The organism is Vibrio scophthalmi (assembly GCF_040869025.1).
Taxonomy (GTDB): domain Bacteria; phylum Pseudomonadota; class Gammaproteobacteria; order Enterobacterales; family Vibrionaceae; genus Vibrio; species Vibrio scophthalmi.
Genome location: NZ_CP134271.1, coordinates 1,660,710 through 1,687,201, shown reverse-complemented (window position 1 = coordinate 1,687,201; position 26,492 = coordinate 1,660,710). Strand labels below are relative to the sequence as shown.

Annotated in this window: 22 protein-coding genes and 1 pseudogene; 12 read left to right on the top strand and 11 right to left on the bottom strand. The window is 45.8% G+C overall.

The annotated features are described in order from the left end of the window. Positions 1–253: 253 nt before the first annotated feature. The 4 genes and pseudogenes from argH to argC all read right to left on the bottom strand — a co-directional run. Positions 254–1,621, bottom strand: a pseudogene (gene argH, locus RJD38_RS07685) (argininosuccinate lyase); the annotation flags it as partial. Between the two features lie 131 nt (positions 1,622–1,752). Continuing rightward, positions 1,753–2,967: an argininosuccinate synthase gene (locus tag RJD38_RS07680; protein WP_005593676.1), complete on the bottom strand. Its 1,215-nt coding sequence runs from the start codon at positions 2,965–2,967 to the stop codon at positions 1,753–1,755. A gap of 54 nt (positions 2,968–3,021) precedes the next feature. Continuing rightward, on the bottom strand, positions 3,022–3,816 hold the full coding sequence (argB, locus tag RJD38_RS07675) for an acetylglutamate kinase (RefSeq protein WP_367971160.1): 795 nt from the start codon (positions 3,814–3,816) through the stop codon (positions 3,022–3,024). An 18-nt stretch (positions 3,817–3,834) separates the two neighbouring features. Then, positions 3,835–4,836: an N-acetyl-gamma-glutamyl-phosphate reductase gene (argC, locus tag RJD38_RS07670; protein WP_367971159.1), complete on the bottom strand. Its 1,002-nt coding sequence runs from the start codon at positions 4,834–4,836 to the stop codon at positions 3,835–3,837. A 151-nt stretch (positions 4,837–4,987) separates the two neighbouring features. Between argC and argE the strand changes: the two genes are divergently transcribed. The 3 genes from argE to RJD38_RS07655 all read left to right on the top strand — a co-directional run bounded on the left by argE (position 4,988) and on the right by RJD38_RS07655 (position 10,062). Beyond that, positions 4,988–6,127, top strand: a complete 1,140-nt coding sequence (gene argE, locus RJD38_RS07665) for an acetylornithine deacetylase (RefSeq protein ID WP_005593673.1) — start codon at positions 4,988–4,990, stop codon at positions 6,125–6,127. A gap of 318 nt (positions 6,128–6,445) precedes the next feature. Then, positions 6,446–9,079 (top strand): phosphoenolpyruvate carboxylase, encoded by a 2,634-nt coding sequence (ppc, locus tag RJD38_RS07660; RefSeq protein ID WP_005593672.1) that lies wholly within the window; start codon positions 6,446–6,448, stop codon positions 9,077–9,079. Positions 9,080–9,522: 443 nt separating this feature from the next. Then, positions 9,523–10,062: a PadR family transcriptional regulator gene (locus RJD38_RS07655; protein WP_009386414.1), complete on the top strand. Its 540-nt coding sequence runs from the start codon at positions 9,523–9,525 to the stop codon at positions 10,060–10,062. A gap of 90 nt (positions 10,063–10,152) precedes the next feature. On the opposite strand, the gene cysE is transcribed toward RJD38_RS07655, so the two are convergent. From cysE to RJD38_RS07635, 4 genes are all read right to left on the bottom strand, one after another. Then, the gene (gene cysE, locus RJD38_RS07650) at positions 10,153–10,974 is read right to left on the bottom strand and encodes a serine O-acetyltransferase (protein ID WP_005593669.1); all 822 of its coding nucleotides are present in this window, start codon (positions 10,972–10,974) and stop codon (positions 10,153–10,155) included. Between the two features lie 37 nt (positions 10,975–11,011). Next, positions 11,012–12,046, bottom strand: a complete 1,035-nt coding sequence (gene gpsA, locus RJD38_RS07645) for an NAD(P)H-dependent glycerol-3-phosphate dehydrogenase (protein WP_009386415.1) — start codon at positions 12,044–12,046, stop codon at positions 11,012–11,014. A 160-nt stretch (positions 12,047–12,206) separates the two neighbouring features. Next, entirely contained in the window at positions 12,207–12,677 is a 471-nt protein-coding gene (secB, locus tag RJD38_RS07640; RefSeq protein ID WP_005593665.1) for a protein-export chaperone SecB, read from the bottom strand. Between the two features lie 148 nt (positions 12,678–12,825). Beyond that, positions 12,826–13,260 (bottom strand): rhodanese-like domain-containing protein, encoded by a 435-nt coding sequence (locus tag RJD38_RS07635; protein WP_005593663.1) that lies wholly within the window; start codon positions 13,258–13,260, stop codon positions 12,826–12,828. A 371-nt stretch (positions 13,261–13,631) separates the two neighbouring features. On the opposite strand from RJD38_RS07635, the gene RJD38_RS07630 reads away from it, so the two are divergent. Beyond that, complete coding sequence (locus RJD38_RS07630; protein WP_367971158.1) at positions 13,632–15,101, top strand: hypothetical protein; 1,470 nt, start codon at positions 13,632–13,634, stop codon at positions 15,099–15,101. 37 nt (positions 15,102–15,138) lie between these two features. Here the strand turns inward: RJD38_RS07630 and epmA are convergent, their stop codons facing one another. Continuing rightward, positions 15,139–16,104 carry an elongation factor P--(R)-beta-lysine ligase gene (epmA, locus tag RJD38_RS07625; protein ID WP_065545784.1) on the bottom strand — a complete coding sequence of 322 codons (966 nt, stop codon included), beginning with the start codon at positions 16,102–16,104 and terminating at the stop codon, positions 15,139–15,141. A 483-nt stretch (positions 16,105–16,587) separates the two neighbouring features. Here epmA and frdA point away from each other — a divergent pair, with 483 nt between their 5' ends. The 4 genes from frdA to frdD are packed head-to-tail and all read left to right on the top strand — an operon-like array spanning position 16,588 to position 19,937. Then, entirely contained in the window at positions 16,588–18,405 is a 1,818-nt protein-coding gene (frdA, locus tag RJD38_RS07620; protein WP_005593657.1) for a fumarate reductase (quinol) flavoprotein subunit, read from the top strand. After that, a complete protein-coding gene (locus RJD38_RS07615) occupies positions 18,405–19,163 on the top strand; it encodes a succinate dehydrogenase/fumarate reductase iron-sulfur subunit (RefSeq protein ID WP_005593656.1) in 759 nt (252 codons plus the stop codon). The genes frdA and RJD38_RS07615 overlap by 1 nt, the downstream gene beginning before the upstream one ends. A 1-nt stretch (position 19,164) precedes the next feature. Next, complete coding sequence (gene frdC, locus RJD38_RS07610; RefSeq protein WP_005593655.1) at positions 19,165–19,548, top strand: fumarate reductase subunit FrdC; 384 nt, start codon at positions 19,165–19,167, stop codon at positions 19,546–19,548. Positions 19,549–19,559: 11 nt separating this feature from the next. Beyond that, positions 19,560–19,937, top strand: a complete 378-nt coding sequence (gene frdD / locus RJD38_RS07605) for a fumarate reductase subunit FrdD (protein WP_367971157.1) — start codon at positions 19,560–19,562, stop codon at positions 19,935–19,937. Between the two features lie 167 nt (positions 19,938–20,104). Here frdD and hslU read toward each other — a convergent pair whose 3' ends face one another. Together hslU and hslV are read right to left on the bottom strand one after the other, a co-directional pair. After that, on the bottom strand, positions 20,105–21,448 hold the full coding sequence (gene hslU / locus RJD38_RS07600) for an HslU--HslV peptidase ATPase subunit (protein ID WP_005593653.1): 1,344 nt from the start codon (positions 21,446–21,448) through the stop codon (positions 20,105–20,107). Positions 21,449–21,486: 38 nt separating this feature from the next. After that, the gene (gene hslV, locus RJD38_RS07595; RefSeq protein WP_065429720.1) at positions 21,487–22,029 is read right to left on the bottom strand and encodes an ATP-dependent protease subunit HslV; all 543 of its coding nucleotides are present in this window, start codon (positions 22,027–22,029) and stop codon (positions 21,487–21,489) included. 314 nt (positions 22,030–22,343) lie between these two features. Between hslV and RJD38_RS07590 the strand changes: the two genes are divergently transcribed. The 4 genes from RJD38_RS07590 to RJD38_RS07575 all read left to right on the top strand — a co-directional run bounded on the left by RJD38_RS07590 (position 22,344) and on the right by RJD38_RS07575 (position 26,324). Next, positions 22,344–22,586, top strand: coding sequence for a hypothetical protein (locus tag RJD38_RS07590; protein WP_065429719.1), 243 nt, complete (start codon positions 22,344–22,346; stop codon positions 22,584–22,586). A gap of 94 nt (positions 22,587–22,680) precedes the next feature. Further along, entirely contained in the window at positions 22,681–23,343 is a 663-nt protein-coding gene (locus RJD38_RS07585; RefSeq protein ID WP_367971156.1) for a YjbF family lipoprotein, read from the top strand. Next, positions 23,344–24,129, top strand: coding sequence for a capsule biosynthesis GfcC family protein (locus tag RJD38_RS07580; RefSeq protein ID WP_367971155.1), 786 nt, complete (start codon positions 23,344–23,346; stop codon positions 24,127–24,129). Further along, a complete protein-coding gene (locus RJD38_RS07575) occupies positions 24,126–26,324 on the top strand; it encodes a YjbH domain-containing protein (protein ID WP_367971154.1) in 2,199 nt (732 codons plus the stop codon). Before RJD38_RS07580 ends, RJD38_RS07575 begins: the two co-directional genes overlap by 4 nt. The last annotated feature ends 168 nt before the right edge of the window (positions 26,325–26,492 follow it).

Genomic DNA, 26,492 nt, shown 5'->3' with positions numbered 1-26,492 from the left:
TGCAGGTTAACGACGTTGTGGCTTCAATTAGGCAGGGGGGGAAAGAAAAAAGCCCCGAAATCAATACTAGACTTCGGGGCTCTCTTAGATTCATCTAAGAAAAAGCAGTGGTATTCATATAGACCGGGCTTTTTCCTGATGGTTCAATTTTTTCTCGATCTTTTTTGATCTTTCTTTCAATCGAAATAAAATCATAAGCTTACGCAAGCCATTAGTACCTTGTCAGTAGCCATTCAGGCGAATGGTATTACTTTAAACGCGCCTGCGCTTGCTCTACGGCAAAAGCGACCTGCTCAGGAGCGACGCCGCCGAGCGCATTACGCTTCGCTAAACAAGACTCAATGGTCAGAATGGCATAGACATCTTCTTCGATCACTGGAGAGAATGCTTTTAGCTCAGCCAAAGATAACTCCTCCAATGCACTGCCTTTTTCAATCGCCCCTACCACTGCAACGCCAACAATATGGTGCGCTTCACGGAATGGAATGCCTTTGGCAACCAGGTAATCGGCCAGTTCTGTCGCGTTAGCATAGCCTTGTTGCGCCGCTTCCAATGTACGCTCTGCGTTGACTTTAATACCGTCAAAACACAGTGCCGCCATCACGGTACAATCAAACCAAGTATCAAGCGCATCAAATAGCCCTTCCTTGTCTTCTTGCATGTCTTTGTTATAGGCCAATGGCAAGGCTTTAACTGTCATCATCATGCCTGCCAGCGAACCATACACACGACCCGTTTTACCGCGAATCAACTCCAGCGCGTCTGGGTTTTTCTTTTGCGGCATCAACGATGAACCCGATGTCACCGTGTCAGCTAATTCAATGAAATTCGCTTCACCTGAGTTATAGAAGATCATGTCTTCAGCCAGACGAGAGAGGTGCAGCATTGAAATCGACGCCACCGACATCAGTTCTAATACATGGTCACGATCAGAAACGGAATCTAACGAGTTACGTGTCGCGCGACTAAAACCAAGGTTGTGTGCAATCTGCTCACGATCCATTGGGTAAGCCGTACCGGCAAGTGCGCCTGAACCCAGTGGGCAAGTATTTAAACGTTCAGCGGCATCTTTAAGGCGCGAATGATCTCGCTCAAACATCTCTACATACGCTAAACACCAATGCGCAAACGTCACTGGCTGGGCGCGTTGTAGATGGGTATAGCCCGGTAATACGGTGCTTTGGTGTGCCTGCGCAACCTTAACCATTTGCTGTTGCAGCTGCTCTAGTGCACTGAGCAGTACTTCTGCTTGTTCACGACACCACAATTTCAAATCGGTCGCGACTTGATCGTTACGTGAACGGCCGGTATGCAGTTTTTTACCCAAATCACCCACTTTGGCAATCAGTTGCTGCTCAACCCATGAGTGAATATCTTCTGCATCCGAGGCTAAAATTTGTTTTGGATTCTCTTCAACACTGGCTTTTAGTTCGGTAAGAGCAAGCTCTAGCTGCTGTTGCTCTTGTTGGGAAAGGACATTAACCGTCACCAATGCTTTTGACCATGCAATAGAGCCTACAATATCTTGCACCGCTAAGCGGTAATCGAAACGAAGGGAATCATTGAAATCTTTAAAACGGGTATCTGCTGCTTGGGTAAATCTACCGCCCCATAGTGCCATTGCATCTCTCCTGAATAATCAAAGGATCTAACCAAAAAGATGGCTAGATCCAAATTTGGCTGCTCGGACTCCGCCGAGCTTATGACAATCTGACGGATAACCAATTTACTCGTCAGATTGGTAACCTCTCACTATTTTTTCGCGGCGTTTAGCGCTCTGATTCTGCTTGATAGTGAGTACAGACGGATAAAGCCGCCAGCATGGCTTTGGTCGTAAACCTCATCAGCACCAAAGGTTGCAAACTCTTCGTTGTACAGACTGTTGTCTGAACGTTTTTGCGTAACAACTGCTTGGCCTTTATAAAGTTTCACCACAACTTCACCGTTAACATCCTGCGCTAGCTCTTCTGCTGCGACAAGAATCGACTTACAAAGTGGCGTGAACCAACGACCATCGTATACAAGATGTGATGCTTTTACACCCAATTCTTCACGGAACTCAAACGAGGTTTTATCCAGTACGAGCTGCTCAACCGCGCGCAGAGCTTCCATGATGATAGTGCCACCCGGAGTTTCATAACAGCCACGAGACTTCATGCCCACTAGACGGTTTTCAACGATATCAATACGACCAACACCGTGTTTTGCACCTTTGTCGTTTAGGTACACTAGCGCGTTGTATGGCGTCATCGCTTCACCATCAACCGCAACCACTTCACCTTTTTCAATCTTCAGTGACACATATTCCGCTTCGTTTGGCGCTTGCTCAGGATCAGTTGTCCAAGCCCAACAATCAGCATTGGTTGCATTCCATGTATCTTCTAGTACGCCACCTTCCGTTGAAAGGTGCCATGCGTTCGCATCACGTGAATAAATTTTAGTGATTGAAGCAGAACAAGGGATGTTACGCGCTTCAAGGTAATCAAGACACTCTTCACGGCTCACCAGATCCCACTCACGCCAAGGAGCAATGACCGCGAGATCCGGAGCAAGAGCGGCAAAGGCGCCTTCAAAACGGATTTGGTCGTTACCTTTACCGGTACAACCGTGACACAAAGCGTCTGCGCCAACTTTACGTGCAATTTCAACCTGTGCTTTAGCAATGATTGGACGCGCCATTGACGTACCCAATAGGTATTTACCTTCATAGCAAGCACCAGTTTTCAGGGTTGGGAAGATGTAGTCAGCAACCATCTCTTCTTTTAGGTCAACCACGTAACATTCTGAAGCACCTGACGCGATCGCCTTCTCTTCAATCCCTTCAAGCTCATAGAAACCTTGACCGACATCGGCCACAAAAGCGACTACTTCACAGTCATAGTTCTCTTTTAGCCATGGGATGATCACTGAGGTATCCAGACCACCAGAATAGGCAACCACTACTTTATTTACGTTTACTTTACTCATGTTAACTCTCCAAGCCTAAGCAGCATCCTGTGCTTAAGCATTAATCCTTGTTATTTATGACTGCGGCAAAAATTGTGTGCCGATACTTTTGCCAGCAAAAAGCTCGGCTAATTTTTCTGGGTAACGCCAAGTGGCGACTTCGATAGGTCGTCCAAGATCATTAGCCGCTTCAAGCGCCGCTTTCACTTTGACGATCATGCCATCGGTAATCACTTGGCCTTCAATCAGTTTGTTGGCCGTTTGCTCATCCAAACTTGATAGCAAATGCCCTTTTCCATCTAACACGCCACTCACATCGGAGAGCAACACCAACTCAGCATCTAATGCCCCCGCGACGGCCACTGCCGCTTGGTCTGCATTGACATTCATCAGCTGGCCACCTTGGGTTAAACCAATAGAGCTAATAATCGGCAATGCGCCAGCAGCAAGAATCGCTTGCAGTACCGCAGAGTCACCCGGTGAAGCTTTACCCACCGCACCCAACTCAGGGTCGAGTTCAACGACTTGGCACAAACCGCCATCCGCCAAACACAGACCGACGGCTTGCAAACCATCTTTGATCGCTTGCCCTTGTAGCTGTTTATTCGCCGTGCCTGCCAATGCTCCCGCAATCAGTGGGATTTGATCGTAAGGCGTGACGCGTAAACCCTGCTTCTTGACTGTTTTCAGTTGCAGCTTCGCCATCAACTCATCAACTAAGTAACCACCACCGTGAACAATCACGATTGGGCGCTGAGCTTGAGCTTGATAGTGAGCAATTGCACCAAACAGTTGGCTAAGCGTTTTGCTGCACGACAAGGCTGCGCCGCCGAGTTTAATCACTAATGGAGTTTGCTTGTTATCTGTCATAACCATTCCTTGCACTGATTAAATCAGCGCGGTTAACTCAGGGTATCCGTAATGGATGTTCAAACACTGCATCGCTTGACTCGATGCACCTTTGAGTAAGTTATCAATCGCTGCGCAAGTGATAATGTGTTCACCTTGCACTTTCCAGCCGATATCACAAAAAGGAGTAAACTGAACGTTTTGCAACTTAGGCACGCCCTCAACCAAACGAACGGCTAACTTGTCTTGATAAGCCGCTTGGTAAACTTGTGCCACTTGTTCATCACTGACACCCGCTTTTAGCTTCATGGTAATGGTGGCAAAAATACCACGCTTGAAATTGCCCAGATGCGGCGTGAAAATCACATCACAACCAAGGTGTGATGAAATTTCCGGTTGATGACGGTGAGAGAATACGCCGTAAGCTTGCAAGCTCACTTCGCAAAAACTGTTGTTAAGCGTCGCTTTACGACCAGCACCCGTTGCACCACTGGTGGCATTAATTACTGGCCATTGATTGGTATCGATAAGACCGGCATCGACAAGTGGCTTGATCGCCAATTGTGAAGCCGTTGGGTAACAACCCGGAACCGCAATTAGTTGGCTTTGTTTGATCTCATCGACTGCCCATTCTGCAAGGCCATACGCTGCACCATCGAGCAAGGATTCATGTTGATGTTCAAAGCCGTAGAATTGTGGGTAAAAGCCTTGTTTCTTAACACGAAATGCACCGGATAAATCAAATACCTGACAACCATGCTTAAGCAATTCAGGGGCAAGATCATGGCTCACTTCATGTGCGGTGGCCAAAAAAATCACATCCGCGTTTTTAGCCACTTCAGCAACATCGGTTAATGGCTGAACTTTATCGTCAACCAAACCCGCCAGTTTGCCATGGAGTGATGAGATAGGTTTTCCTGCATCGGCACTATTGGCGGAGACATATAAACCTGCTAGCGTAAGCTCTGGGTGTTTATACACCATCAGTGCCAGTTCAGCTCCGGTATAACCTGTTGCACCTATGATGGTCGTTTTCAGCATTTCAAGACATCCATTTCTTTAATATTGGCCACCCACAAGGTGACTAAAAAACTATTTCAAACGTTCATTAATGATTTTTTATTCATTAAAAATGATTTAATATGTTTTTACCTTCTTAGTGTGATTCTGTCAACAGGGAAACGAAGATAAAATGCAATTACCGAGTTTTAAAGAGGTCTACAGCGGCCTAATTTCGACCTCCTCTATCAGTTCTTCAGATCCGAGTTGGGATGAAGGCAACCAGCTCGTTATCGAAAAATTGGCGACATGGCTTAAAGATGTTGGCTTTGAGGTTGAAATGGTCGAAGCGGCAGCAGGGAAATTCAACCTAATCGCTAAGAAAGGTCAAGGCGAAGGCGGTCTACTGCTGGCAGGCCATAGCGATACCGTACCTTTTGATGAGGGCCGCTGGAATTTTGAACCTCATGCGCTGACCGAAGCTAATAATCGTTTTTATGGTCTAGGCACCGCGGATATGAAAGGGTTCTTCGCCTTTATTATCGAAGCGGTCAAGAAAATCGATTGGAGCAAGCAAACCAAGCCCGTCTATATCTTGGCAACTTGCGATGAAGAAACCTCCATGCTCGGCGCGAAGCACTTTACCGATAACGCCCCTTTCAAACCGGATTACTGCATTATTGGCGAGCCGACCAGCTTAGTGCCGATTCGCGGCCACAAAGGGCATGTTGCCAATGCGGTGCGCGTGACAGGTAAATCAGGCCACTCGTCTGATCCTGCGCTGGGGGTCAACGCGATTGAAATTATGCATGAAGTGCTATTTGCCCTAATGCAACTGCGCGACAGGCTCATCAAGGAATATCACCACCCAGGCTTTGCTATCCCAAGCCCAACGCTCAACCTTGGTCATATCCATGGTGGCGACAGTGCCAACCGTATTTGTGGCTGCTGTGAGCTGCATTATGATGTGCGCCCACTACCGGGGATCAGTTTAGATGGCCTCGACAACATGTTGCGCGGCGCGCTAAAAGAAGTACAAGCCAAATGGCCAAATCGGATTGAGGTGACACCTTTGCATGATGCTGTACCGGGATTTGAATGCGAGCACAGCCATCCTTTCGTTGCCGGTATGGAACAGCTATGCCAAACCCCATCGCAAACTGTTAACTACTGCACCGAAGCCCCATTTTTAAGCCAACTTTGCCCAACACTGGTGCTCGGGCCTGGCTCAATCGAACAGGCGCACCAGCCGGATGAGTTTCTTGCTTTCGAGTTTATTGACCCGACCATCAATATTTTGAGTAAGGCGATCCATCAATATTGCTTTGACTAAAATAACCTAACTCAATATCAAAGGCGGGGATCTCCCCGCTTTTCTCGAGCGACGAAAGAGGTATATTGCCACTGGTTAATAATTCGTAAACTGGTGTAGTCAGCCAATTAGCACTCGTACAAATAGTTGTCGGATAATGACTATTTGTAATAAATTTTCAGTAATTTAGACCAAATTGTGTTCAATCCTTTCTTCTCATTCTATTGCACAATTTTCGCAAACTTATGCTGTGGCAATTGACTCGACACGATATTTTTAGCTAGATTGTCTATCTAACAGGGAACAATGGATGTAATTTTTTTACAAGGCAGGACGATAATGAACGAGAAATACTCTGCACTTCGAAGCAATGTGAGCATGTTAGGCCACTTGCTCGGCAATACGATCAAGGACGCTCATGGAGAGGCAATTCTTGAGAAAGTAGAGACGATTCGTAAACTTTCCAAATCCGCTCGTGCAGGCAACCAAGCAGACCGTGATGGCTTGATTGAAGAAATTAAAAGCCTGCCTAATGAGCAGCTAACACCTGTTGCTCGCGCATTTAACCAGTTCTTAAATCTAACCAACATGGCGGAACAGTACCATACGATTTCACGCCATTGTGATGAACACGTTTGTGAGCCGGATGCACTCAATACTCTGTTCTCAAAACTCAGCCAAAATGACATCAGCAAATTAGATACGGCCCAAGCGGTACGCGATCTCAATATCGAACTCGTGCTGACTGCGCACCCAACTGAAATTACCCGCCGCACCATGATCAACAAGTTGGTCAAGATCAACGAATGTCTGTCTAAACTCGAATTGAGTGATCTGTCGGCTAAAGAGCGCCATAAAACAGAGCGTCGCCTTGAGCAGTTGATCGCACAAAGCTGGCATTCAGATGTGATTCGCCAACAACGCCCAACCCCACTTGATGAAGCGAAATGGGGTTATGCGGTAGTAGAAAATTCACTGTGGGAAGCGGTACCTGATTTCCTACGTGAAATGGACGAACGCCTAAAATCACATCTTGGTGAAGGCTTACCGATTGATGCGCGTCCTGTGCACTTCTCATCTTGGATGGGCGGTGACCGCGACGGCAACCCATTTGTGACGCACACCATCACCCGTGAAGTAATGCTGCTGTCACGCTGGAAAGCGGCTGATCTTTATCTTAACGATATTAATGAGTTAGTTAGCGAACTATCCATGACTCGCTGCAACGACGATGTACGTGAGTTAGCGGGTGATGACGAGCACGAACCATACCGCGCGGTACTAAAAGATTTACGTCAGTTGCTCAACGATACCAAAGATATCTTAGATGCAAAAATTAACGGCCAAAAGCTTGCCGTTAAAGCGCCACTGCAAAGTGCTGAACAACTCTGGCAGCCACTGCTGGCTTGTTATAAATCACTACACGAATGTGGCATGGGCGTGATTGCTGATGGTTCACTACTTGATACCCTACGCCGTGTTAAAGCGTTTGGTGTTCATTTAGTTCGCCTCGATATTCGCCAAGAAAGTACGCGCCATTCCGATGTGTTATCTGAACTGACCCGCTACCTTGGCATTGGTGATTACGACCATTGGAGTGAGCAAGATAAAGTTGCTTTCTTAACCCAAGAATTGAGCTCAAAACGCCCATTGCTACCACGTGATTGGCAGCCATCTGAAGCGGTGAAAGAAGTCCTCGATACTTGTAAAATCATCGCCGCTCAACCGCGCGATGCCTTTGGCGCTTATGTCATCTCAATGGCACGCACAGCGTCAGATGTACTGGCAGTGCACTTATTGCTACAAGAATCTGGTTGTCCTTATCGCATGGACGTCTGTCCTTTGTTTGAAACTCTTGAAGATTTGAACAACGCAGAAGCGGTGATTAAGCAACTAATGGGTATCGACCTTTACCGTGGCTTTATCCAGAATCATCAAATGGTGATGATCGGTTACTCTGACTCAGCCAAAGATGCTGGCGTTATGGCCGCAGGTTGGGCGCAATACCATGCGATGGAGTCTTTAGTTAAAGTCACCGAAGAAGAAGGCGTTGAACTGACCTTGTTCCATGGCCGTGGCGGTACAATTGGCCGTGGCGGTGCGCCAGCACATGCAGCGCTACTGTCTCAGCCACCAAAAAGCTTGAAAGGTGGCCTACGCGTAACAGAGCAAGGTGAAATGATCCGCTTTAAGCTTGGCCTTCCTGAAGTCGCAGTCAACAGCTTCAACATGTACGCGAGTGCTATTTTGGAAGCGAATCTTCTGCCACCACCAGAGCCAAAACAAGAGTGGCGCGATCTGATGAACGTACTATCTGAAGTAAGCTGTGAAGCTTACCGTAACGTCGTTCGTGGTGAAGCAGACTTCGTTCCTTACTTCCGTCAAGCAACGCCTGAATTGGAACTGGGTAAATTGCCATTGGGTTCGCGCCCTGCGAAACGTAATCCGAATGGCGGAGTTGAGAGTTTACGTGCCATTCCATGGATCTTCTCATGGAGCCAAAACCGCCTGGTATTGCCTGCATGGTTAGGCGCAGGTGAAGCGATTCAATACTCAATTGATAAAGGCCACCAAGCGCTATTAGAAGAGATGTGTCGCGAATGGCCATTCTTCTCTACCCGCTTAGGTATGCTAGAGATGGTTTACTCGAAATGTAATATTGGCATTTCACGTTACTACGATGAACGCTTGGCTGACGAGGCATTACTGCCACTTGGTGATCGTCTGCGCTCTCAATTACAGCAAGACATCAAAACGGTGCTGAATGTAGAGAACAACGAAAACTTGATGCAGAGTGATCCATGGGGTCAAGAATCGATCCGCTTACGTAATATCTATGTTGAGCCACTCAATATGCTGCAAGCCGAGTTACTGTACCGAACTCGTCAGAGCGATCAGCCATCACCAGAGCTTGAAGAAGCCTTGATGGTGACCATTGCCGGCATTGCCGCGGGTATGCGTAATACTGGTTAAAACGACCAAACCAATAGAGCCACCAAATAGGTGGCTCTATTTCATTCAATAAGCCAATCAAACAACCACTCGACACACATCACACTCAAACCAAAGTCAGTGAAACAAAATATCAAAATAGAGACAAAAGAAACCACAACCTCAGAACAATGCTCTAATTCGGTATTTTATTGAGCGTTTTGTCAGTTTTTTAGATGTTCCCACTCATCTATTCCACTTTATGCTTATTATTTAGATATAATATCGCTCCTCTGCGATGCACAAAAAAATTACATATCGCAGTCTCGATAAGCAATTATCGAACTAGGTGAAAAACGGCTTTTAAGGTGACATGGCCAACGAAATGTTGGCGCTGCTCTCATCAACATAATACACGTGCCTCAAGAAGCACACCAAGATGTTGGCAGTTGATTTAAAGTTTATTGACCATTTGGATTAAAGACATGTCATTACCACACGTAATCCTCACCGTTCTTAGCACTCGCGATGCTACTGGATACGACATCACTAAAGAATTTTCTGCGACGATCGGCTACTTCTGGAAAGCAAGCCACCAGCAGGTTTACCGCGAACTGAACAAAATGGCCCAACACCAGCTTGTGACGTGCGTATTGGAACCACAAGAGGGAAAACCAGACCGTAAGGTTTATTCGATTACCGACGCTGGCCGTGTTGCGCTAGGCGAATGGTTTGACCAACCAACCGCACACCCAACCGTGCGTGATGAGTTCTCAGCAAAATTAATGGCTTGTTCAGTGCAACCTTCTGCGCCGTTCAAAGCACAGTTAGCTGAGTTAGTTGATGAATCTCGTAAGCTGGTCACGCACTATCAAGAAATTGAAAACGCGTACTACTCAAACATTGCTGCACTGGATAAATCACAACGTCTTGAACGATTAACCTTGCGTCGCAACCTATTGCTCCGCCAAGCATGGATCGTTTGGGCCGATGAAGTACTCGCTGAATTAGAGACTATCGCGTAATTTGCTTACCAATTAATGGTATTCAATAAAAAAGGGTTGGCATTGGCCAACCCTTTTTCGTTTAGAGGTTTGTCTGAATGAAAACAGATATTAGATACCGTCTCCATCGACAAAATTTTGCGACTTACCGTTAAACTGCTGATCCATATCCAAAGATGGCATATCTGACTTTGGTCGACCAACAATCTTAGCCGGAACACCTGCTGCCGTGGTATGAGGTGGCACGGGCTGCAATACCACCGAACAAGAAGCGATCTTCGCCCCTACGCCCACTTCGATATTACCCAATACTTTCGCACCTGCGCCAATCATCACGCCTTGACGGATCTTAGGATGACGATCGCCACACTCTTTACCAGTACCACCAAGAGTCACATCTTGAAGAATGGAAACATCATTCTCAACCACCGCCGTTTCACCAATCACAATCCCTGTCGCGTGATCGAGCATGATGCCACGACCAATCGTGGCTGCTGGGTGGATATCCACTTGGCAAGCGACTGAGATTTGGTTTTGTAGGTACGTCGCTAAAGCTATGCGCCCTTGTTTCCACAACCAGTTTGCCACTCGGTAGCCTTGTAGCGCATGGTAGCCTTTAAGGTAGAGTAATGGGATGGAATACATTGCGACTGCCGGGTCACGGTTCACCGTGGCGCAAATATCACACGCGGCGGCTTCAATAATACTCGGATCAGAAGCAAACGCCTCTTCCACCACTTCACGCACTGCCATTGCTGGCATCGACGCGGTATTGAGCTTATTAGCTAAAATATAGCTCAGTGCGGCGCACAGGCTATCATGCTTAATAATCGTAGCATGATAGAAACTGGCCAGCATTGGCTCTTGTTCAGATTGCTGCCTTGCTTCTTGAACAATGGTTTGCCATACCTGTTTTTTTTCGCAATGCTTCATGTTGTAACCTTCTGGGCAGCATCTCGCTGCCGCTGAATTATGCTTCTGCTTTTTTGTCACGCGCTAACAAATCCTTTGCTGCTTCTCGTGCATCTTTATCTTGATACAATACTTGATAGATTTGGTCAACGATTGGCATTTCTACGCCCATACGTTGCGCCAACATCCATACTTCTTTGGTATTGCGATAACCTTCCACCACTTGGCCAATTTCAGCCTGAGCAGTATCGACATCTTTACCTTCACCAAGCGCAAGGCCAAAGCGACGGTTACGTGATTGGTTATCAGTACAAGTTAAGACAAGATCGCCCAAACCTGCCATACCCATAAAGGTTTCTTTTTGCGCGCCTAGCGCTGCGCCAAGACGGCACATTTCCGCTAGACCACGAGTGATCAATGCGGTACGAGCATTAGCACCAAAACCGATACCATCCGACATGCCCGCGCCAATCGCAATCACGTTTTTCACCGCACCGCCTAATTGCATGCCGGTAAAGTCACTATTGGCATAAACACGGAATGTCTTGCTGCAGTGGATCTTCTCTTGCAAATCGGCAACAAATTGCGCGTCAGGAGACGCCACTGAAATTGCCGTCGGTAGACCCATTGCTAGTTCTTTAGCAAACGTAGGCCCTGATAGTACCGCCAGAGAGTATCCCTCACCCAACGCATCATGAGCGACATCTTTCAGCAGACGACCGGTTTCAGGCTCAAGCCCTTTGGTTGCCCAGCAAATACGTGAATCACTGCGTAAGAAAGGTTTCACACTATTAAGTACGATACCAAATACATGGCTTGGTACTACCACCAGCAAATCACGCGTGGCAGAAACTGCTTTCTCTAAATCTGACTCAACGATCAGTGACTCAGGGAAATCAACCCCTGGTAAAAATTCATGGTTTGCACGCTCAGCTTGCAACTTAGCCATATGCTCAGGCTCATGCCCCCAAATCACCACGTTGGCACCATTACGAGCCAGAGAAATCGCCAGAGAAGTGCCGTAAGAGCCTGCGCCCAAAACGGTCATTGCGATCTCTTTGCCATAGGCATTGTTGATGTTTGAATTTGTCATTGTTCCGCCTGTTGACTGATAAACAAGTTGCTATACCCAAATAGTTTAACGCGTGTTAAACCACTTTGGTATCAACCACTCGGCTATAAACGAAAAATGCACAACGCATATACGATGCCTTGTGCATTTTAGATAATCTTAACGCGATAGAAGGCGCTAATTAAGCATCAGCTTGAGCTTCGCCTTGCTGCGCTTGCTGCTGTAGGTAATTCATAAACAATGCATCAAAGTTCACTGGTGCAAGGTTTAGTTGAGGGAATGTACCTTTAACTACTAGGCTTGAAATCGTTTCACGTGCGTATGGGAAAAGCACGTTTGGACAGAATGCGCCTAGGCAGTGTGCCAATTGACCTGCTTCCATGTTTTCAGCCGAGAAAATACCGCCTTGCTGAACTTCACATAGGAACGCTGTCTCTTCTGCGTTTTTCACCGTTACGGTAAGACGTAGAATCACTTCGTAAACACCAGCACCTAGCTCACGGCTTTGCGTGTCTAGATCTAACTTCACTTCTGGGTTCCATTCTTTTTGGAACATATCTGGTGAGTTAGGCGCTTCAAAAGAAACGTCTTTTAGGAAAATACGTTGAATTGCGAAGTTCTGTGCTTCTTGTGTTGGTGCTGCTTCAGCCATTATTGAATCCTTTATGCCTTAAATATCAAAGTTTGCTTGAGACTAACCGAGAGATGCGACTAACACTAACCTTGCCATCAAATTCGTGGCAATCTTCACATCTCTCTTCGCCAAACGCTGATTAATTCACCAGCGCCGCTCGCCGTGATTACTTCTTGCCGCGTACTAGCGGTAGGTTAGCTTCACTCCAAGCAATCAAACCACTCTTCAGCACGTATACTTTTTCAAAGCCCGCTTTTGCTAGAAGATTTGCACTCTCTTGTGCAGTTTGACCGGTTTTACATACCACGATAATTGGGTCTGATTTGCTGTTTTCAAGGCTACCGAAGTTACCTGCTTTGATATCCGAAGGTAAAATGTGAAGTGCTTCGGTAATATGACCTTTTTTGAATTCGTCTTTCGCGCGAATATCAATCACCACACCATTCTCACGGTTGATCAGCTGAGTGGTCTCAGCAACGCTGATCTCTTTGTAAGCTGCCGTTGAGGTTTTAACGATATTCATGATTAGGGCAACAAGTAGGCCAACCCAAACCACAGACATGATCATATTTTCTTGGAAAAACGCGATGTACTCTTGCATATCCTGTGCTCTTGTATAGATAGTAGGGCCGACTATCAGCCCTAGTTTTAAATCAGATTGGGAGTATAACGGGCTTGGTTGTTCTAGGCGAGTCCAGAACAGAAAGAATCAGCGATCGTGACCACGCTTTGCGGGATTACTTGTAACGTCCTTGAACACAGACAGACTTAAACTCGCGCTGAAACGCATTTCTCAATTCAATTGGATGTTATCACGGCGCCCTTTCTTTATTCTCACACCTAAAGTCAAAGACACAATACGTTAATCATTCTTTGATGTAAGACGAGAAAAAAACACAACCTTGAACTATATAAACTGGCTTGTTTTTTGCTTAAAATTTAACAACTCGGATTATTACGGAATCAACTCACATGCAATCAGTAAAATTAGCAACATTACTTGCCGTCCCGGCAATTTTAGTCGGCTGTGGCGGTAGCGAATCTTCGCCATATGTAGCCCCTAAATACACAATCGATTTTGTCGCATTAGCGATCAAGAATGCTAACCAAATTGGTAATTGTGAGATTTATGGACAAGATTCCGATCAATCTCCGTCTAAATATATCGTAGCCTCTAGAGCTATCGGTCAAAATATAACTCTTTATATTCACAGTAAAACCGGTGAAAACATAGCCTCATACAGCGGCACAGATTGGACAAATGGCTCATTCACATTTGAGCAGAGCGAAGTGCCTACTGATGGATATATCAGTTTAGTCGCAACAAACACTGCAGGCGTACACACTGGTTATGATGTTCTAACAATTGAAAAGTCGTTAATCCCAAACAGATTTACAATAAATGCTAAAGGCGAAACCTCAAGCGGAGCATGCATAACTAAAAGCTCAAGAGCTCTTCCTACTACATATACTGGATTCATTAATGACGATGGAGATCCAGATAACGGTCTATTTGCTTTCAACACCACAGTTGAAAATATCACTTCGAACTCTCAAAACAATATTGATTATCGTAGTTATACAGGCCAAGAAGTCCTCGCTGCTCGCTTCTGCCGAACAGGAAGTTCAGCTTGCGAAGTTGGGCAATTACTAAAATATAGTTTCGTTCAAGCAGGAAGCGGTAGTCACATCGACAACGCAATAGAACTAACAGATGTGCAAGATAAAGATACGACATGGCAGCCAAATAATGATGCCGTACTAACGAGTGCAGAACTAAACGTTTATCGTTCAGGGACAGGGGCTCTTAAATGGCAAGCACTATCAACTAACACTCAAGGGACCTATAGTTATTCAAGTACTATCGGTAATAATTACTATTTAGCCATCGAAGGAACGCATAAGCAATGGGACTTCAGTTATAGCACTAACGTTTCAGATGCAGCATCTGGAATTAATGAGAGCAATGTATTAACGGATCTAGCAATGCCCAATCCTAACTTGACTGCAAAAACTCTTAGTTCATGCAGTACATCTGATCACGGCTCGTGCGTAAATGGTTATACAGGCTCAGTTGCTGATTCCATGAACTTCCAACGTACGCTTATTTCTGCAGCAAATTTAACACACTCCGTTTCACAAGCTATCTACGCACCATCAAAAGAGCTTCAGCCTTTGATGACGTTCAATAATGGCATAGATTCTATTTGGGGAAATACCCTTAATAAAGTTGAGATTTCACTATTCACAAATGGCAGCAATTCATCATTAGATAGTGCTTTCCTATCTGGTTTCTTTAATGCGTATAAAGTTGTCGATAACGACTACAGTAATGAGTCTTACACGGACACCATAAGTGTTATAGAAACACAAAATGTACGACAAGATAACGAAAACGCATTGGCTTACAACGAATATAAAATTTTTAATCACAATCAGTAATATTTACGCGCCTCTTCTCTTCAAGAAGAGGCGTTTTTTAAGCTATCGGAAATGGAAACGCAGTGACTTGATCGATATGATCTTGGCCGAGCGCTAACATAATCAAACGATCAATGCCCAGCGCTACGCCAGCGCACTCTGGTAAGCCGGCTTTTAGCGCCTCAATCAAATGATAATCAATCGGTTGTGCGGTTAATCCCATCTCCAGACGCTTAGCATTGTCTTGCTCAAAGCGAGCTAACTGCTCAGCAGGATTATCAAGTTCATGGAAGCCATTCGCCAACTCAATCCCTTTGAAATAGACCTCAAAACGATCGGCAACACGCTCATCGTTTTGGTTGATCTTAGCAAGGGCCGCTTGGGAGGCTGGAAAATCATAGACAAAGGCAGGCACGTCTTGGCCAATCTTCGCCTCCACACCGATACTGAACAGCAACTGCAACAGCGTGTCGCGATCTTGTTCTGGCTCGGCAATATCACTCAGACCTAGCTTATCAGCAGCGACTTTCAGCTCGGTCATCGAACCTTCCAAAGGACACACACCCAATACGTTAATGAAGGCTTGTTGATAAGTCATACGTTGTGCGGCGCCGCATCGAATAACTAACTGCAGCAAGTCATCCATCTCATCCATCAATTGGTGGTGATCAAACCCAACGCGATACCATTCCAACATGGTGAACTCGGGATTGTGATAACGACCATTCTCTTCGTTACGAAACGCTTTATTAATTTGATAAATGCAACCACTGCCCGCCGCTAAAAGGCGCTTCATGTGAAATTCAGGACTGGTCATCAAATAAAGCTTGCTGCCATCGGCATAGCCCGGACCAACAAATTGGGTTTGAAAGGTTTGTAGATGTACGTCGGTCACCGTGGCGTGACTCATTGCCGGAGTATCTACTTCCAGTACATTACGCTTAGCAAAAAAATGACGGATCTGGCTGAGTAACTCAGCGCGCTGTTTGAGTAACTCGATGGATGCGGTTGGTTGCCAATTCATTTTTCTGCCTTCTCTTTTCTGCTCATCTCGCGAAGAGGCGAACATAGCACTTTTCATCACGGGTGCAAGCCTTCTTGCGCCTTGCCGCACGATTCATTCGGCCACTCTATACCTTGGCAATAAAAACACCCCTAATCAATTGGTGTAGATTTGGCCGTTAAATAACACCTCAACTAACGTGCCACAAATAAATTTCAACACCGCTGTAACACCATTTACATCAAGGCTTGTCGGTAAAAATGCCATGTCGTGACTACTCTCACATATCCGGCATTTTCTATGCTCTCTTTTGCATTACCGGAACAAAATCCGGAATACATCAATTTTTACAACTATGCCCTCTCTTACACTGGCAATAACACTTTTGAGTTATGTGTAGCACGTCCATTTCGGTATGGATAACACTATCTGAAACAAGCATCTGCACACACTCTCTTACTATAACAAGCGGGATTGACCGCACTTACACACTGGAGGATAACTGTGCAAACTATCATCACAGATATCGCAGTCATCGGCGCTGGCGGCGCTGGTCTTCGTACTGCTATTGCAGCGGCTGAAGCTAACCCTGACTTAGAAGTTGCTCTAATTTCTAAAGTTTACCCAATGCGCTCCCACACGGTTGCCGCTGAAGGTGGCTCAGCAGCAGTTATCAAGGAAGAAGATAGCCTAGATAATCACTTCAACGATACCGTTGGTGGTGGTGACTGGCTATGTGAACAGGATGTCGTTGAATACTTCGTGGCGAATTCAACTCGCGAAATGATTCAAATGGAACAGTGGGGCTGCCCATGGAGCCGTAAAGAAAATGGCGAAGTAAACGTTCGTCGTTTCGGTGGTATGAAGGTTGAGCGTACTTGGTTCGCTGCCGACAAAACTGGCTTCCACATGCTTCACACCCTTTTCCAGACTTCAATGAAGTACCAAAACATCAAACGTTTTGATGAGTACTTTGTGGTTGACCTATTGGTTGACGAAGGTGAAGTGCAAGGTCTGATCGCTATCCACATGGCGGAAGGCGAGCTTGTTACGATTAAAGCGAAATCGGTGGTACTTGCTACCGGTGGTGCGGGTCGTGTTTACCACTGTAACACCAACGGCGGTATCGTAACTGGCGACGGCATGGCAATGGCTTACCGTCACGGCGTGCCTCTACGTGATATGGAATTCGTTCAATACCACCCAACTGGTCTGCCTGGTACAGGTATCCTGATGACCGAAGGTTGTCGTGGTGAAGGCGGTATCATCGTCAATAAAAACGGCTACCGTTACCTACAAGATTACGGCATGGGCCCAGAAACTCCGGTTGGCCAGCCAAAAAATAAATACATGGAACTGGGTCCACGTGACAAAGTTTCTCAAGCCTTCTGGCACGAGCATCAAAAAGGCAACACCATCAAACACCCACTGGGTGATGTGGTACACCTTGATCTTCGTCACCTAGGTGAAGAATACCTACAAGAGCGTCTACCGTTTATCTGTGAGCTAGCAAAAGCTTACGTTAACGTTGATCCAGCCAAAGAGCCAATCCCAATTCGTCCTACCGTGCACTACACCATGGGTGGTATTGAGACTAACGGTCAATGTGAAACGCGCATCAAAGGTCTGTTCGCTGTGGGCGAATGTGCTTCTGTTGGCCTACACGGTGCAAACCGCCTAGGTTCTAACTCATTGGCTGAGTTTGTGGTCTTTGGCCGCGTAGCGGGTGAACAAGCGGTTGCTCGCGCGGCAGAATTTAAAGGCTGGAATGACGAGTCTATTGCCGAGCAAGTAAAAGCGGTTGAAGCGCGTATTGCAGCACTGCTTGAGCAAGACGGCGACGAAAACTGGGCCGATATCCGCACTGAAATGGGTCACTCCATGGAAGCGGGTTGTGGTATCTACCGCCAAGAAGATTTGATGCAAGCGACGATTGAGAAGATCACTGAGCTTAAAGCACGCTACAAAAACATCAGTATCAAAGACAAAGGCAAGGTATTCAACACTGACCTGCTATACGCCATCGAGATCGGTTACGGCCTTGAAGTGGCAGAAGCGATGGTTCACTCAGCGATCCTACGTAAAGAGTCTCGCGGTGCGCACCAACGTCTTGATGACAACTGCACAGAGCGTGACGATGTTAACTTCCTTAAGCATACCTTAGCTTTCTACCAACCAGACGCAGCGCCGAGCATTGAGTACAGCAATGTAACCATTACTAAGTCTCAGCCAAAAGCACGTCTATACGGTGAAGCAGCAGAAAAAGCGGCAGCGGAAGAAGCAGCCCAAGCTGAAGAGAAGAAAGCAGAGGAGCAAGCATAATGTCAGCACATCGTATTCAAAAAGTAGACGTTCTACGTTATGACCCAGCGCATGATGAAGAGCCTCGCTTACAAACGTTTGAAGTACCCTTTGATGACACCATGTCTGTGCTTGATGCACTAGGCTACATCAAAGACCACCTAGACAAAGACCTCTCTTACCGCTGGTCTTGTCGTATGGCGATCTGTGGCTCTTGCGGCATCATGGTTAATGGCGTACCAAAACTGGCGTGTAAATGCTTCCTACGTGATTACCCAGATGGCGTGAAGATCGAACCACTAGCGAACTTCCCTATCGAAAAAGATTTGATTGTTGATATGACGCCGTTCATCGAGCGCCTTGAAGCCATCAAACCTTACATTATCGGTAACGACCGTAAACCTGAAGACGGCACTAACCTGCAAACTCCAGAGCAAATGGCAAAATACAAGCAATTTGCTGGCTGTATCAACTGTGGTTTGTGTTACGCAGCGTGTCCTCAGTTTGGTCTAAACCCTGAGTTTATTGGTCCTGCAGCACTGACTATGGCACACCGTTACAACTTGGATAGCCGTGATAACGGTAAATCTGAGCGTATGGCGCTGATCAATGGTAAGAATGGCGCTTGGGGTTGTACTTTTGTCGGTTACTGCTCTGAAGTATGTCCGAAGAACGTGGATCCAGCAGCAGCAGTAAACCAAGGTAAAATTGAATCATCAATGGACTTTGTGATTGCGATGCTAAAGCCTGATGGTAAACCAGTGAAAGAGGAGGCTTAGGATGAGTAATCGTAAACCTTACGTTCGTGAAATGAAACGTACGTGGTGGCAAAGCAGTCCGTTCTACCGCTTCTACATGATGCGTGAAGCAACGGTACTACCTTTGATTCTATTTACTGTGTTCCTAACCATTGGTTTAGGCTCACTAGTAAAAGGGCCAGAAGCTTGGCAAACTTGGTTAGACTTCATGGCGAACCCATTGGTAGTGGCAATCAATATCGTGGCACTAGCGGGTAGCCTATTGCACGCGCAAACCTTCTTCAGCATGATGCCGCAAGTGATGCCAATTCGCATCAAAGGCAAACCAGTCGACAAGAAATTGATCGTCCTTGCTCAATGGGCAGCGGTTGCGTTTATTTCTCTTGTTGTTCTGATCGTTGTTTAAGGAGCGATGTTATGACCCCAAATTTCAAAGTTGATCATTCACCACGCCGCTCTGATGAGCCTATCTGGTGGAGCCTATTTGGCGCTGGCGGTACATGGTTTGCCATGATTACGCCTATCACTGTGTTAGTACTCGGTATTCTTGCACCGCTTGGTATTATTGATGCGGAAGCGTTGAGCTACGAGCGTGTCTCTGAGTTCGCAACTAGCATCATCGGCGCGCTATTTATTATCGGCAGCCTTGCACTACCAATGTGGCATGCAATGCACCGTGTACACCACGGTATGCACGATCTTAAATTCCACACCGGTGTAGCAGGTAAGATCGCCTGTTACGCATTCGCAGCTTTAATCTCTGCGTTGGCAGTAATTTTTGTATTTATGATCTAATCTCTTCTCCATAACACTGTCATGCGACAGTGCCGATTAGAAACATAAGCCAAGAGGTAGATGCCGAGCATCTGCCTCTTTTTTTATCCGTTGAAAATCCCCCACCTCAAACGACAGACAATAAAAAAGCCGACCGAAGCCGACTTTTTCTAATACGCAATTTTCGATTAAAGAATAAAACGGCTTAGATCTTCATCTTCGACAAATTCACCAAGACGTTTTTGCACGTACTCGGCATCAATCGTCATGCTGCTGCCTGGTTTCTCTGTCGCTTCAAATGAAATCTCATCCATTAGGCGCTCCATCACCGTATGCAGGCGACGCGCACCAATGTTCTCGGTGGTTTCATTCACCGTCCACGCCGCTTCTGCGATTTGCGTGATGCCATCTTCAGTGAAGTTAATATTCACATCTTCGGTTTTAAGCAAAGCGATGTATTGCTCTGTCAGCGACGCTTTTGGCTCAGTCAGAATGCGTTTGAAGTCATTGCTTGAAAGCGCTTCAAGCTCAACACGGATTGGTAGACGACCTTGCAATTCAGGGATCAAATCCGATGGTTTCGCCACTTGGAATGCGCCCGATGCAATAAATAGGATATGATCGGTTTTGACCATGCCGTGCTTAGTAGAAACTGTGCTGCCTTCAATCAATGGCAATAGATCACGCTGAACACCTTCACGAGACACATCAGGGCCTGAGCTTTCACCACGCTTACAGATTTTGTCGATCTCATCAATGAAGACGATACCGTTGTTTTCAACGTTGAAGATCGCCTGCTCTTTCAGATCTTCTGCGTTAACCAGTTTCGCCGCTTCTTCTTCAACCAAAGCTTTCATTGCTTCTTTGATTTTCATCTTGCGCTTTTTCTTGGTGTCGCCAGCAAGATTCGAGAACATGCTTTGCAGCTGATTGGTCATCTCTTCCATGCCCGGAGGCGCCATGATCTCAACGCCCATTTGCGGCGCAGCAACATCAATCTCAATCTCTTTATCGTCTAATTGACCTTCACGTAGTTTCTTGCGGAAGATTTGACGAGTATTCGACTGACGCTCTTCATCTTGTTGTGGCTGCTCGTTTTGACCCCAAGCGTCACGCGCTGGCGGTAATAGAGCATCAAGAATGCGTTCTTCCGCTTGCTCTTCAGCACGGAATTTTACTTTTTCCATCTCTTGCTGATGCGTCATTTTGATCGCCGCATCGGTCAGATCACGAATAATGGTTTCGACTTCTTTACCGACATAACCCACTTCGGTGAATTTCGTCGCTTCCACTTTGATAAAGGGTGCATTGGCGAGCTTTGCCAAACGACGGGCAATTTCGGTTTTACCAACACCAGTTGGGCCAATCATCAAAATATTCTTTGGTGATACTTCTACGCGCAAGCTCTCTTCAAGCTGCATACGACGCCAGCGGTTACGCAGTGCAATCGCCACTGAGCGTTTAGCGTTATCTTGGCCAATGATATGGCGGTTCAGTTCATGAACAATCTCACGAGGGGTCATCTCAGACATAATCAGATTCCTTAAATTCTTTATTCACTATCTTTTTATTATTCAGCGCTTGGGGCTGGGATTTCTAGTTCGTCAATAGTGTGATGATGGTTAGTGAAGACACAGATGTCGCCCGCAATCGTTAATGCTTTTTCAGCGATTTCACGCGCACTTAAATCGGTGTTTTCTAATAAAGCAATCGCCGCCGCTTGTGCGTAGTTACCGCCAGAGCCAATCGCAATCAAATCGTGCTCAGGCTGAACCACATCACCATTACCGGTGATGATCAAGGATGCGGTTTCATCGGCAACCACCAGCAGCGCTTCAAGCTTACGTAGCGCGCGATCGCTGCGCCAATCTTTCGCCAGCTCTACCGCCGCTTTGGTTAGGTGGCCTTGGTGCATTTGCAGCTTGCTTTCAAAGCGCTCAAACAGCGTAAACGCATCTGCCGTGCCGCCAGCAAAACCCGCCAATACTTTACCATTATATAAGCGGCGCACTTTGCGCGCGTTGCCTTTCATTACGGTATTGCCTAGCGATACTTGTCCGTCACCCGCGATGACAACTTTGTTATTTCGACGTACTGAAACGATGGTAGTCACGTGTAGGGCCTCTTGTATTTAAAATTGGTTATTTTCAATATATGCGGACAAAAACATGGGAATTCAAGAGTGCTTTAAACCTGATAGTCAGCATTCACGATGCTTTCAAGCTAAAATATTACCATTACTGATACGGTTGTAATTAAAAAGTAATAACGAATATAAATAGTTTAATATTCAAATATTCTATAGTTTTAATCAAAACAGGATGTTAACTATTTTACACTTAACAGAATGTCTTTTAGAATAAGCAACGGAGAGCTTAATATCTCCAACATCGATGTTTAATTTGTAAATTTACAAGGATATATAAAATGAAAAATATTGCTCTAGCAATGTTAGTGGCTCTAGGTGCTTCAACAAGCGCTTTCGCTGCGACTGAAGCAGCAGCTGGCGGTAGCGCAGCTGGTGGCACAACAGCAACAGCAGCAGCAGCTGGTACAGCAACAGCAACAGCAGTCGCTGTAGGTGCAGTAGCAGTAGTTGCAGTAGCAGTAGTTGCATCTGATGACAACGACGGTTCTGACGGTTCTGACGGTTCTGACGGTTCTAACTAATCGTTAAAACGAGTAACCAACACCCTTAGCTTGCTAAGGGTGTTTTTTGATCCTTCTAGTTACCCTTCTTTTACTTCATTGTCAGGATGAATTAATGGCTCACCTTCGCAGCGCTCTACTTATCATTTTTATAAGCTTACTGGCCGGATGCTCTCAACGAACCCAAGATCTCAATGCCACTATTCATGAAGCATTATTTGGTTTTAATGATGTAGACATGACCGCAGAGCAAGTCGCAGAACTTCCTTATGCTAGCATTTATGCTCGGATCAACAACGGACATCAAATTTTTATGGTGTTGGCCTTTGCCGACACCAACCCGCTGACTGGTAACACCCAATTAAAATGGGTGTCCGCCGATAGTGCCATGATCACTACTGAAAATGGACGCATTGTTAAAACGGCGATGTTTCCAAAAGCGAATTTAGTCAACATGTCTTCCAACAACCGACTTGCCGCGCCAAATCAATACGCAAATTCATGGAGCAGTCGTGAATACGATTGGCAACCCGGTTATCTGTATAGCAACAAGGCGAGAATAGAAAGCACGCCCAAAGGCACTGAAAAAATCACCTCCCTGTTGTGGCAGAAACAAACCACTCAAGTTCATGAAGTGATCACGTTCGACCAAATCGGCCAGCAAATGCAAAATGACTACTGGGTAGACACTCAAGGTAACGTCGTAAAAAGTGCACAATGGTTAATACCCGATGAACTCTTTATTGAAATCGAAGTTCTCAAGCCATATGCGGAGTAGATGAATATGACTTTTAATAGCATAAGTAAAACAAAGGTGATTCCTATCGCACTCTGGCTTACGGGGATCGCATCAATATCCCCTTCTTTTGCCAACGCATTAACCATCAATATTCCACAAGAAGAGATTAAGCTCGAATATTCTCAGCCCGTTCGCCTAGAACAGGTATTTGCTGACGTAATAAGCCAAAGTAATCGTAATACAACGGCTCTCACGCAATACGCGGTGGGCAACAAACTGTTTAATATTGATAAGCAACCACAAAGCTACCAACTAAGACAGCAAGTCATCAATGAACTGCAAGCTTTAGCTGCAAAAAATAGTGTCAATCAAGCGTCCGTTGATATTCTGGTTGAGCAAATTAAATCGTGGAATGTGGGTTATAGAGAAGAGTTAACACTCGATTTTGATCATATTCGCATTCAACCTCAAGCGAATCCTATGCTCAATGGCCATTTTGAACTGGTAACGACAACAAGGACACCGCAGATCAGCATTGAAGGGTTGTTAACCGTCCCTCAATCTATCGATCTCGGAGCAAACAAAACTCTCAGTCATTACATTGAGCCACTTGCACAGCTCTCAAGTGCTCACCCTAGCTACGCTTGGGTGGTTTATCCGGATGGACACTACAAAAGGGTTGGCTATGCCTATTGGAACAATGAAAACACAGCATTAATTCCAGGCACGGTGGTCTTTTTAGGTTACAACTCCGATTCAGCCAGCACTCTAGAACTGGAAGAGCGCATCGTTAAACTAATTAGCATGAGAACAAGCACAAAATGAAGATCCGTAAACTGCCATTGCTCTTATCATCATTTGGCCTGCTCTCGGTACCCAGCTTTGCTAGCAACGCAACCTGGCAAGTATCACAAACCGATTTTGGTGGCACCGGTTTAATTCAAACACCATCAGGGCGAATGGCACAAGAAGGCGAATTTAATGTCGGAGTCAGTGTTAATGATGACTATCATCAATATTCGACCTCGTTGCAGTTAATGAGCTGGCTAGAAACCACCATTCGCTACACTCGCGTACCAGACACCTATTACAGCGATGATCCTGCATACAGCGGTGATAATATATATACCGACAAAGGTATCGATTTCAAAATTCGCTTATTAGAAGAAAGCTACTGGCTACCTGAAACCTCCGTTGGTGTGAGAGATTTTGGTGGTACTGGTCTATTTGATGCTGAATATCTCGCGGCGACAAAGCGCTTTGGCAACCTTGATTTTACTCTCGGTCTAGGCTGGGGCTACTTAGGCCAAAGCGGTACGGTAACAAACCCATTCTGTAAAGCGAGTGATAAATATTGCACGCGCCCAAGTGACTTTAAAGGCACTGGCGGTAGTGTAGATTTTGAACGTTGGTTTAAAGGCCCAGCAGCTCTATTTGGTGGTATTGAATACCAAACGCCTTATGACCCACTACGAATAAAAATAGAATACGAAGGTAATGACTATAGTGAAGACTTTCCTGTCGGTCGTGGCAAACCGATGCCGCAACATACGCCAATCAATGTGGGAGTTAACTATCGCCTAGGTGATTGGGGAGATGCAAAATTAAGCTATCAACGTGGTGATACGCTCACGTTAGGTTTTAATCTCTACACTAACTTCAATGACATGAAAGCGATCTGGCGTGATGAACCAAAACAAACGGTTCAATTAAGTACCGCTCAACAAAAGTCAGATACCGATTGGCAAGATGTCGCTAATCAACTTGAGACGAACGCGGGGTATAAACAAAGCACACTGTCAAAACAAGGGACAACGCTTGTTTTAACCGGGGAGCAAAGAAAATATCGCGATCGCAATGAAGCCCTCGACCGAGCGGCAGCCATTTTAACCAATCACAGTGATGAGAGCGTTGAGCAATTTATCGTGGTCGAAAATCAAGATGGCCTACCTCTAACAGAAACCATCATTGATCGTAGCGAATATGTCGCCGCCTCACACCATATGGCAATCAATGCTAACGTCGCAGAGAGTATGACTCAGGGAGAACCAACCGAGCACTCATCAACAATGCTTGCTTCCACAAAAGAGCGTTGGGGCTATGGCATTGATCCTGTTCTGAAGCAGAGCTTTGGCGCGCCAGAAGCGTTCTATTTATACAGCGTTGGGTTGAATGCAAAATCCAACTACTGGTTAACAGATAACGTTGAATTGGCAGGCTCTGTTTATTTCAATCTGTTTGATAACTACGACAAATTTAACTACGTTGAAAACTCACCGCATGTTCGCAACTACGCCACTCCACGAGTTCGTACGATGTTCCGAGCTTACGTAGAACAACCTGTTCGCTTAAACAGGCTACAGTTAACGTGGTTTGAACAACCAGCAGAGTCTATTTACACGCAAGTCTATGCAGGCTATTTAGAATCGATGTTCGCAGGTGTAGGTAGTGAAGTTCTTTACCGCCCATACGGTAAAAACTGGGCTGTCGGCTTAGATGCTAACCTGATTAGCCAGCGCGATCCTAACTCTTGGTTTGGTGTTTATAGTGAGGATTACTTCTTCTACAATGAATCGACATGTAACACCCCAACCCCGAAATGCCAAGCTTATGTATTAAGCAAGGGCAGCACCGGTCACTTAACCGGTTATTACATGCCGCAATGGCAATTTTTAGATAGTACGCTGTTTAAAGTCAGTGCCGGTAAATTCCTTGGTGGTGATGTGGGTGCTCGTGTCGACTTCTCAAAGCAATTTAAATCCGGCGTGATTGTGGGTGCTTATGCGACCCTGACGGATTTGACTGCAGAAGAATACGGTGAAGGTAGCTACAACAAAGGCTTCTATGTTTCTGTACCATTGGATCTCATGACGGTGAAACCAAGTACGAGCCGAGCAAGAATATCTTGGCAGCCTATCACTCGTGATGGCGGCCAAATGTTGAATAAACAACATTACTTATTTTATACAACTGATGCTCGCTCCCAATGGAGCCAGAGACCCAGCAGCGTGAGTAAGTAGTCACAATTTAAATTACAGGCTCAAAAAGGGGCGCCCCTTTGAGCTTACATTGTGTCTGTCATTATAAATGGCGACTTAACAATAAAACCATTGATTGCATTCGGTTAGATAACTTCAGAATGAGAATAAAAAAAGCGCCATAACACGAAGTGTAAACTTCATGCTATG

Coding starts and splice junctions, on each gene's coding strand:
- RJD38_RS07575 (WP_367971154.1), top strand. CDS start 24,126: ATGAAGATCCGTAAACTGCCATTGCTCTTATCATCATTTGGCCTGCTC.
- epmA (WP_065545784.1), bottom strand. CDS start 16,104: ATGAATTGGCAACCAACCGCATCCATCGAGTTACTCAAACAGCGCGCT.
- RJD38_RS07615 (WP_005593656.1), top strand. CDS start 18,405: ATGTCAGCACATCGTATTCAAAAAGTAGACGTTCTACGTTATGACCCA.
- RJD38_RS07580 (WP_367971155.1), top strand. CDS start 23,344: ATGAATATGACTTTTAATAGCATAAGTAAAACAAAGGTGATTCCTATC.
- RJD38_RS07585 (WP_367971156.1), top strand. CDS start 22,681: ATGGCTCACCTTCGCAGCGCTCTACTTATCATTTTTATAAGCTTACTG.
- cysE (WP_005593669.1), bottom strand. CDS start 10,974: ATGAAGCATTGCGAAAAAAAACAGGTATGGCAAACCATTGTTCAAGAA.
- secB (WP_005593665.1), bottom strand. CDS start 12,677: ATGGCTGAAGCAGCACCAACACAAGAAGCACAGAACTTCGCAATTCAA.
- RJD38_RS07680 (WP_005593676.1), bottom strand. CDS start 2,967: ATGAGTAAAGTAAACGTAAATAAAGTAGTGGTTGCCTATTCTGGTGGT.
- argC (WP_367971159.1), bottom strand. CDS start 4,836: ATGCTGAAAACGACCATCATAGGTGCAACAGGTTATACCGGAGCTGAA.
- RJD38_RS07630 (WP_367971158.1), top strand. CDS start 13,632: ATGCAATCAGTAAAATTAGCAACATTACTTGCCGTCCCGGCAATTTTA.
- argB (WP_367971160.1), bottom strand. CDS start 3,816: ATGACAGATAACAAGCAAACTCCATTAGTGATTAAACTCGGCGGCGCA.
- RJD38_RS07655 (WP_009386414.1), top strand. CDS start 9,523: ATGTCATTACCACACGTAATCCTCACCGTTCTTAGCACTCGCGATGCT.
- ppc (WP_005593672.1), top strand. CDS start 6,446: ATGAACGAGAAATACTCTGCACTTCGAAGCAATGTGAGCATGTTAGGC.
- RJD38_RS07590 (WP_065429719.1), top strand. CDS start 22,344: ATGAAAAATATTGCTCTAGCAATGTTAGTGGCTCTAGGTGCTTCAACA.
- frdC (WP_005593655.1), top strand. CDS start 19,165: ATGAGTAATCGTAAACCTTACGTTCGTGAAATGAAACGTACGTGGTGG.
- RJD38_RS07635 (WP_005593663.1), bottom strand. CDS start 13,260: ATGCAAGAGTACATCGCGTTTTTCCAAGAAAATATGATCATGTCTGTG.
- hslU (WP_005593653.1), bottom strand. CDS start 21,448: ATGTCTGAGATGACCCCTCGTGAGATTGTTCATGAACTGAACCGCCAT.
- frdD (WP_367971157.1), top strand. CDS start 19,560: ATGACCCCAAATTTCAAAGTTGATCATTCACCACGCCGCTCTGATGAG.
- gpsA (WP_009386415.1), bottom strand. CDS start 12,046: ATGACAAATTCAAACATCAACAATGCCTATGGCAAAGAGATCGCAATG.
- argE (WP_005593673.1), top strand. CDS start 4,988: ATGCAATTACCGAGTTTTAAAGAGGTCTACAGCGGCCTAATTTCGACC.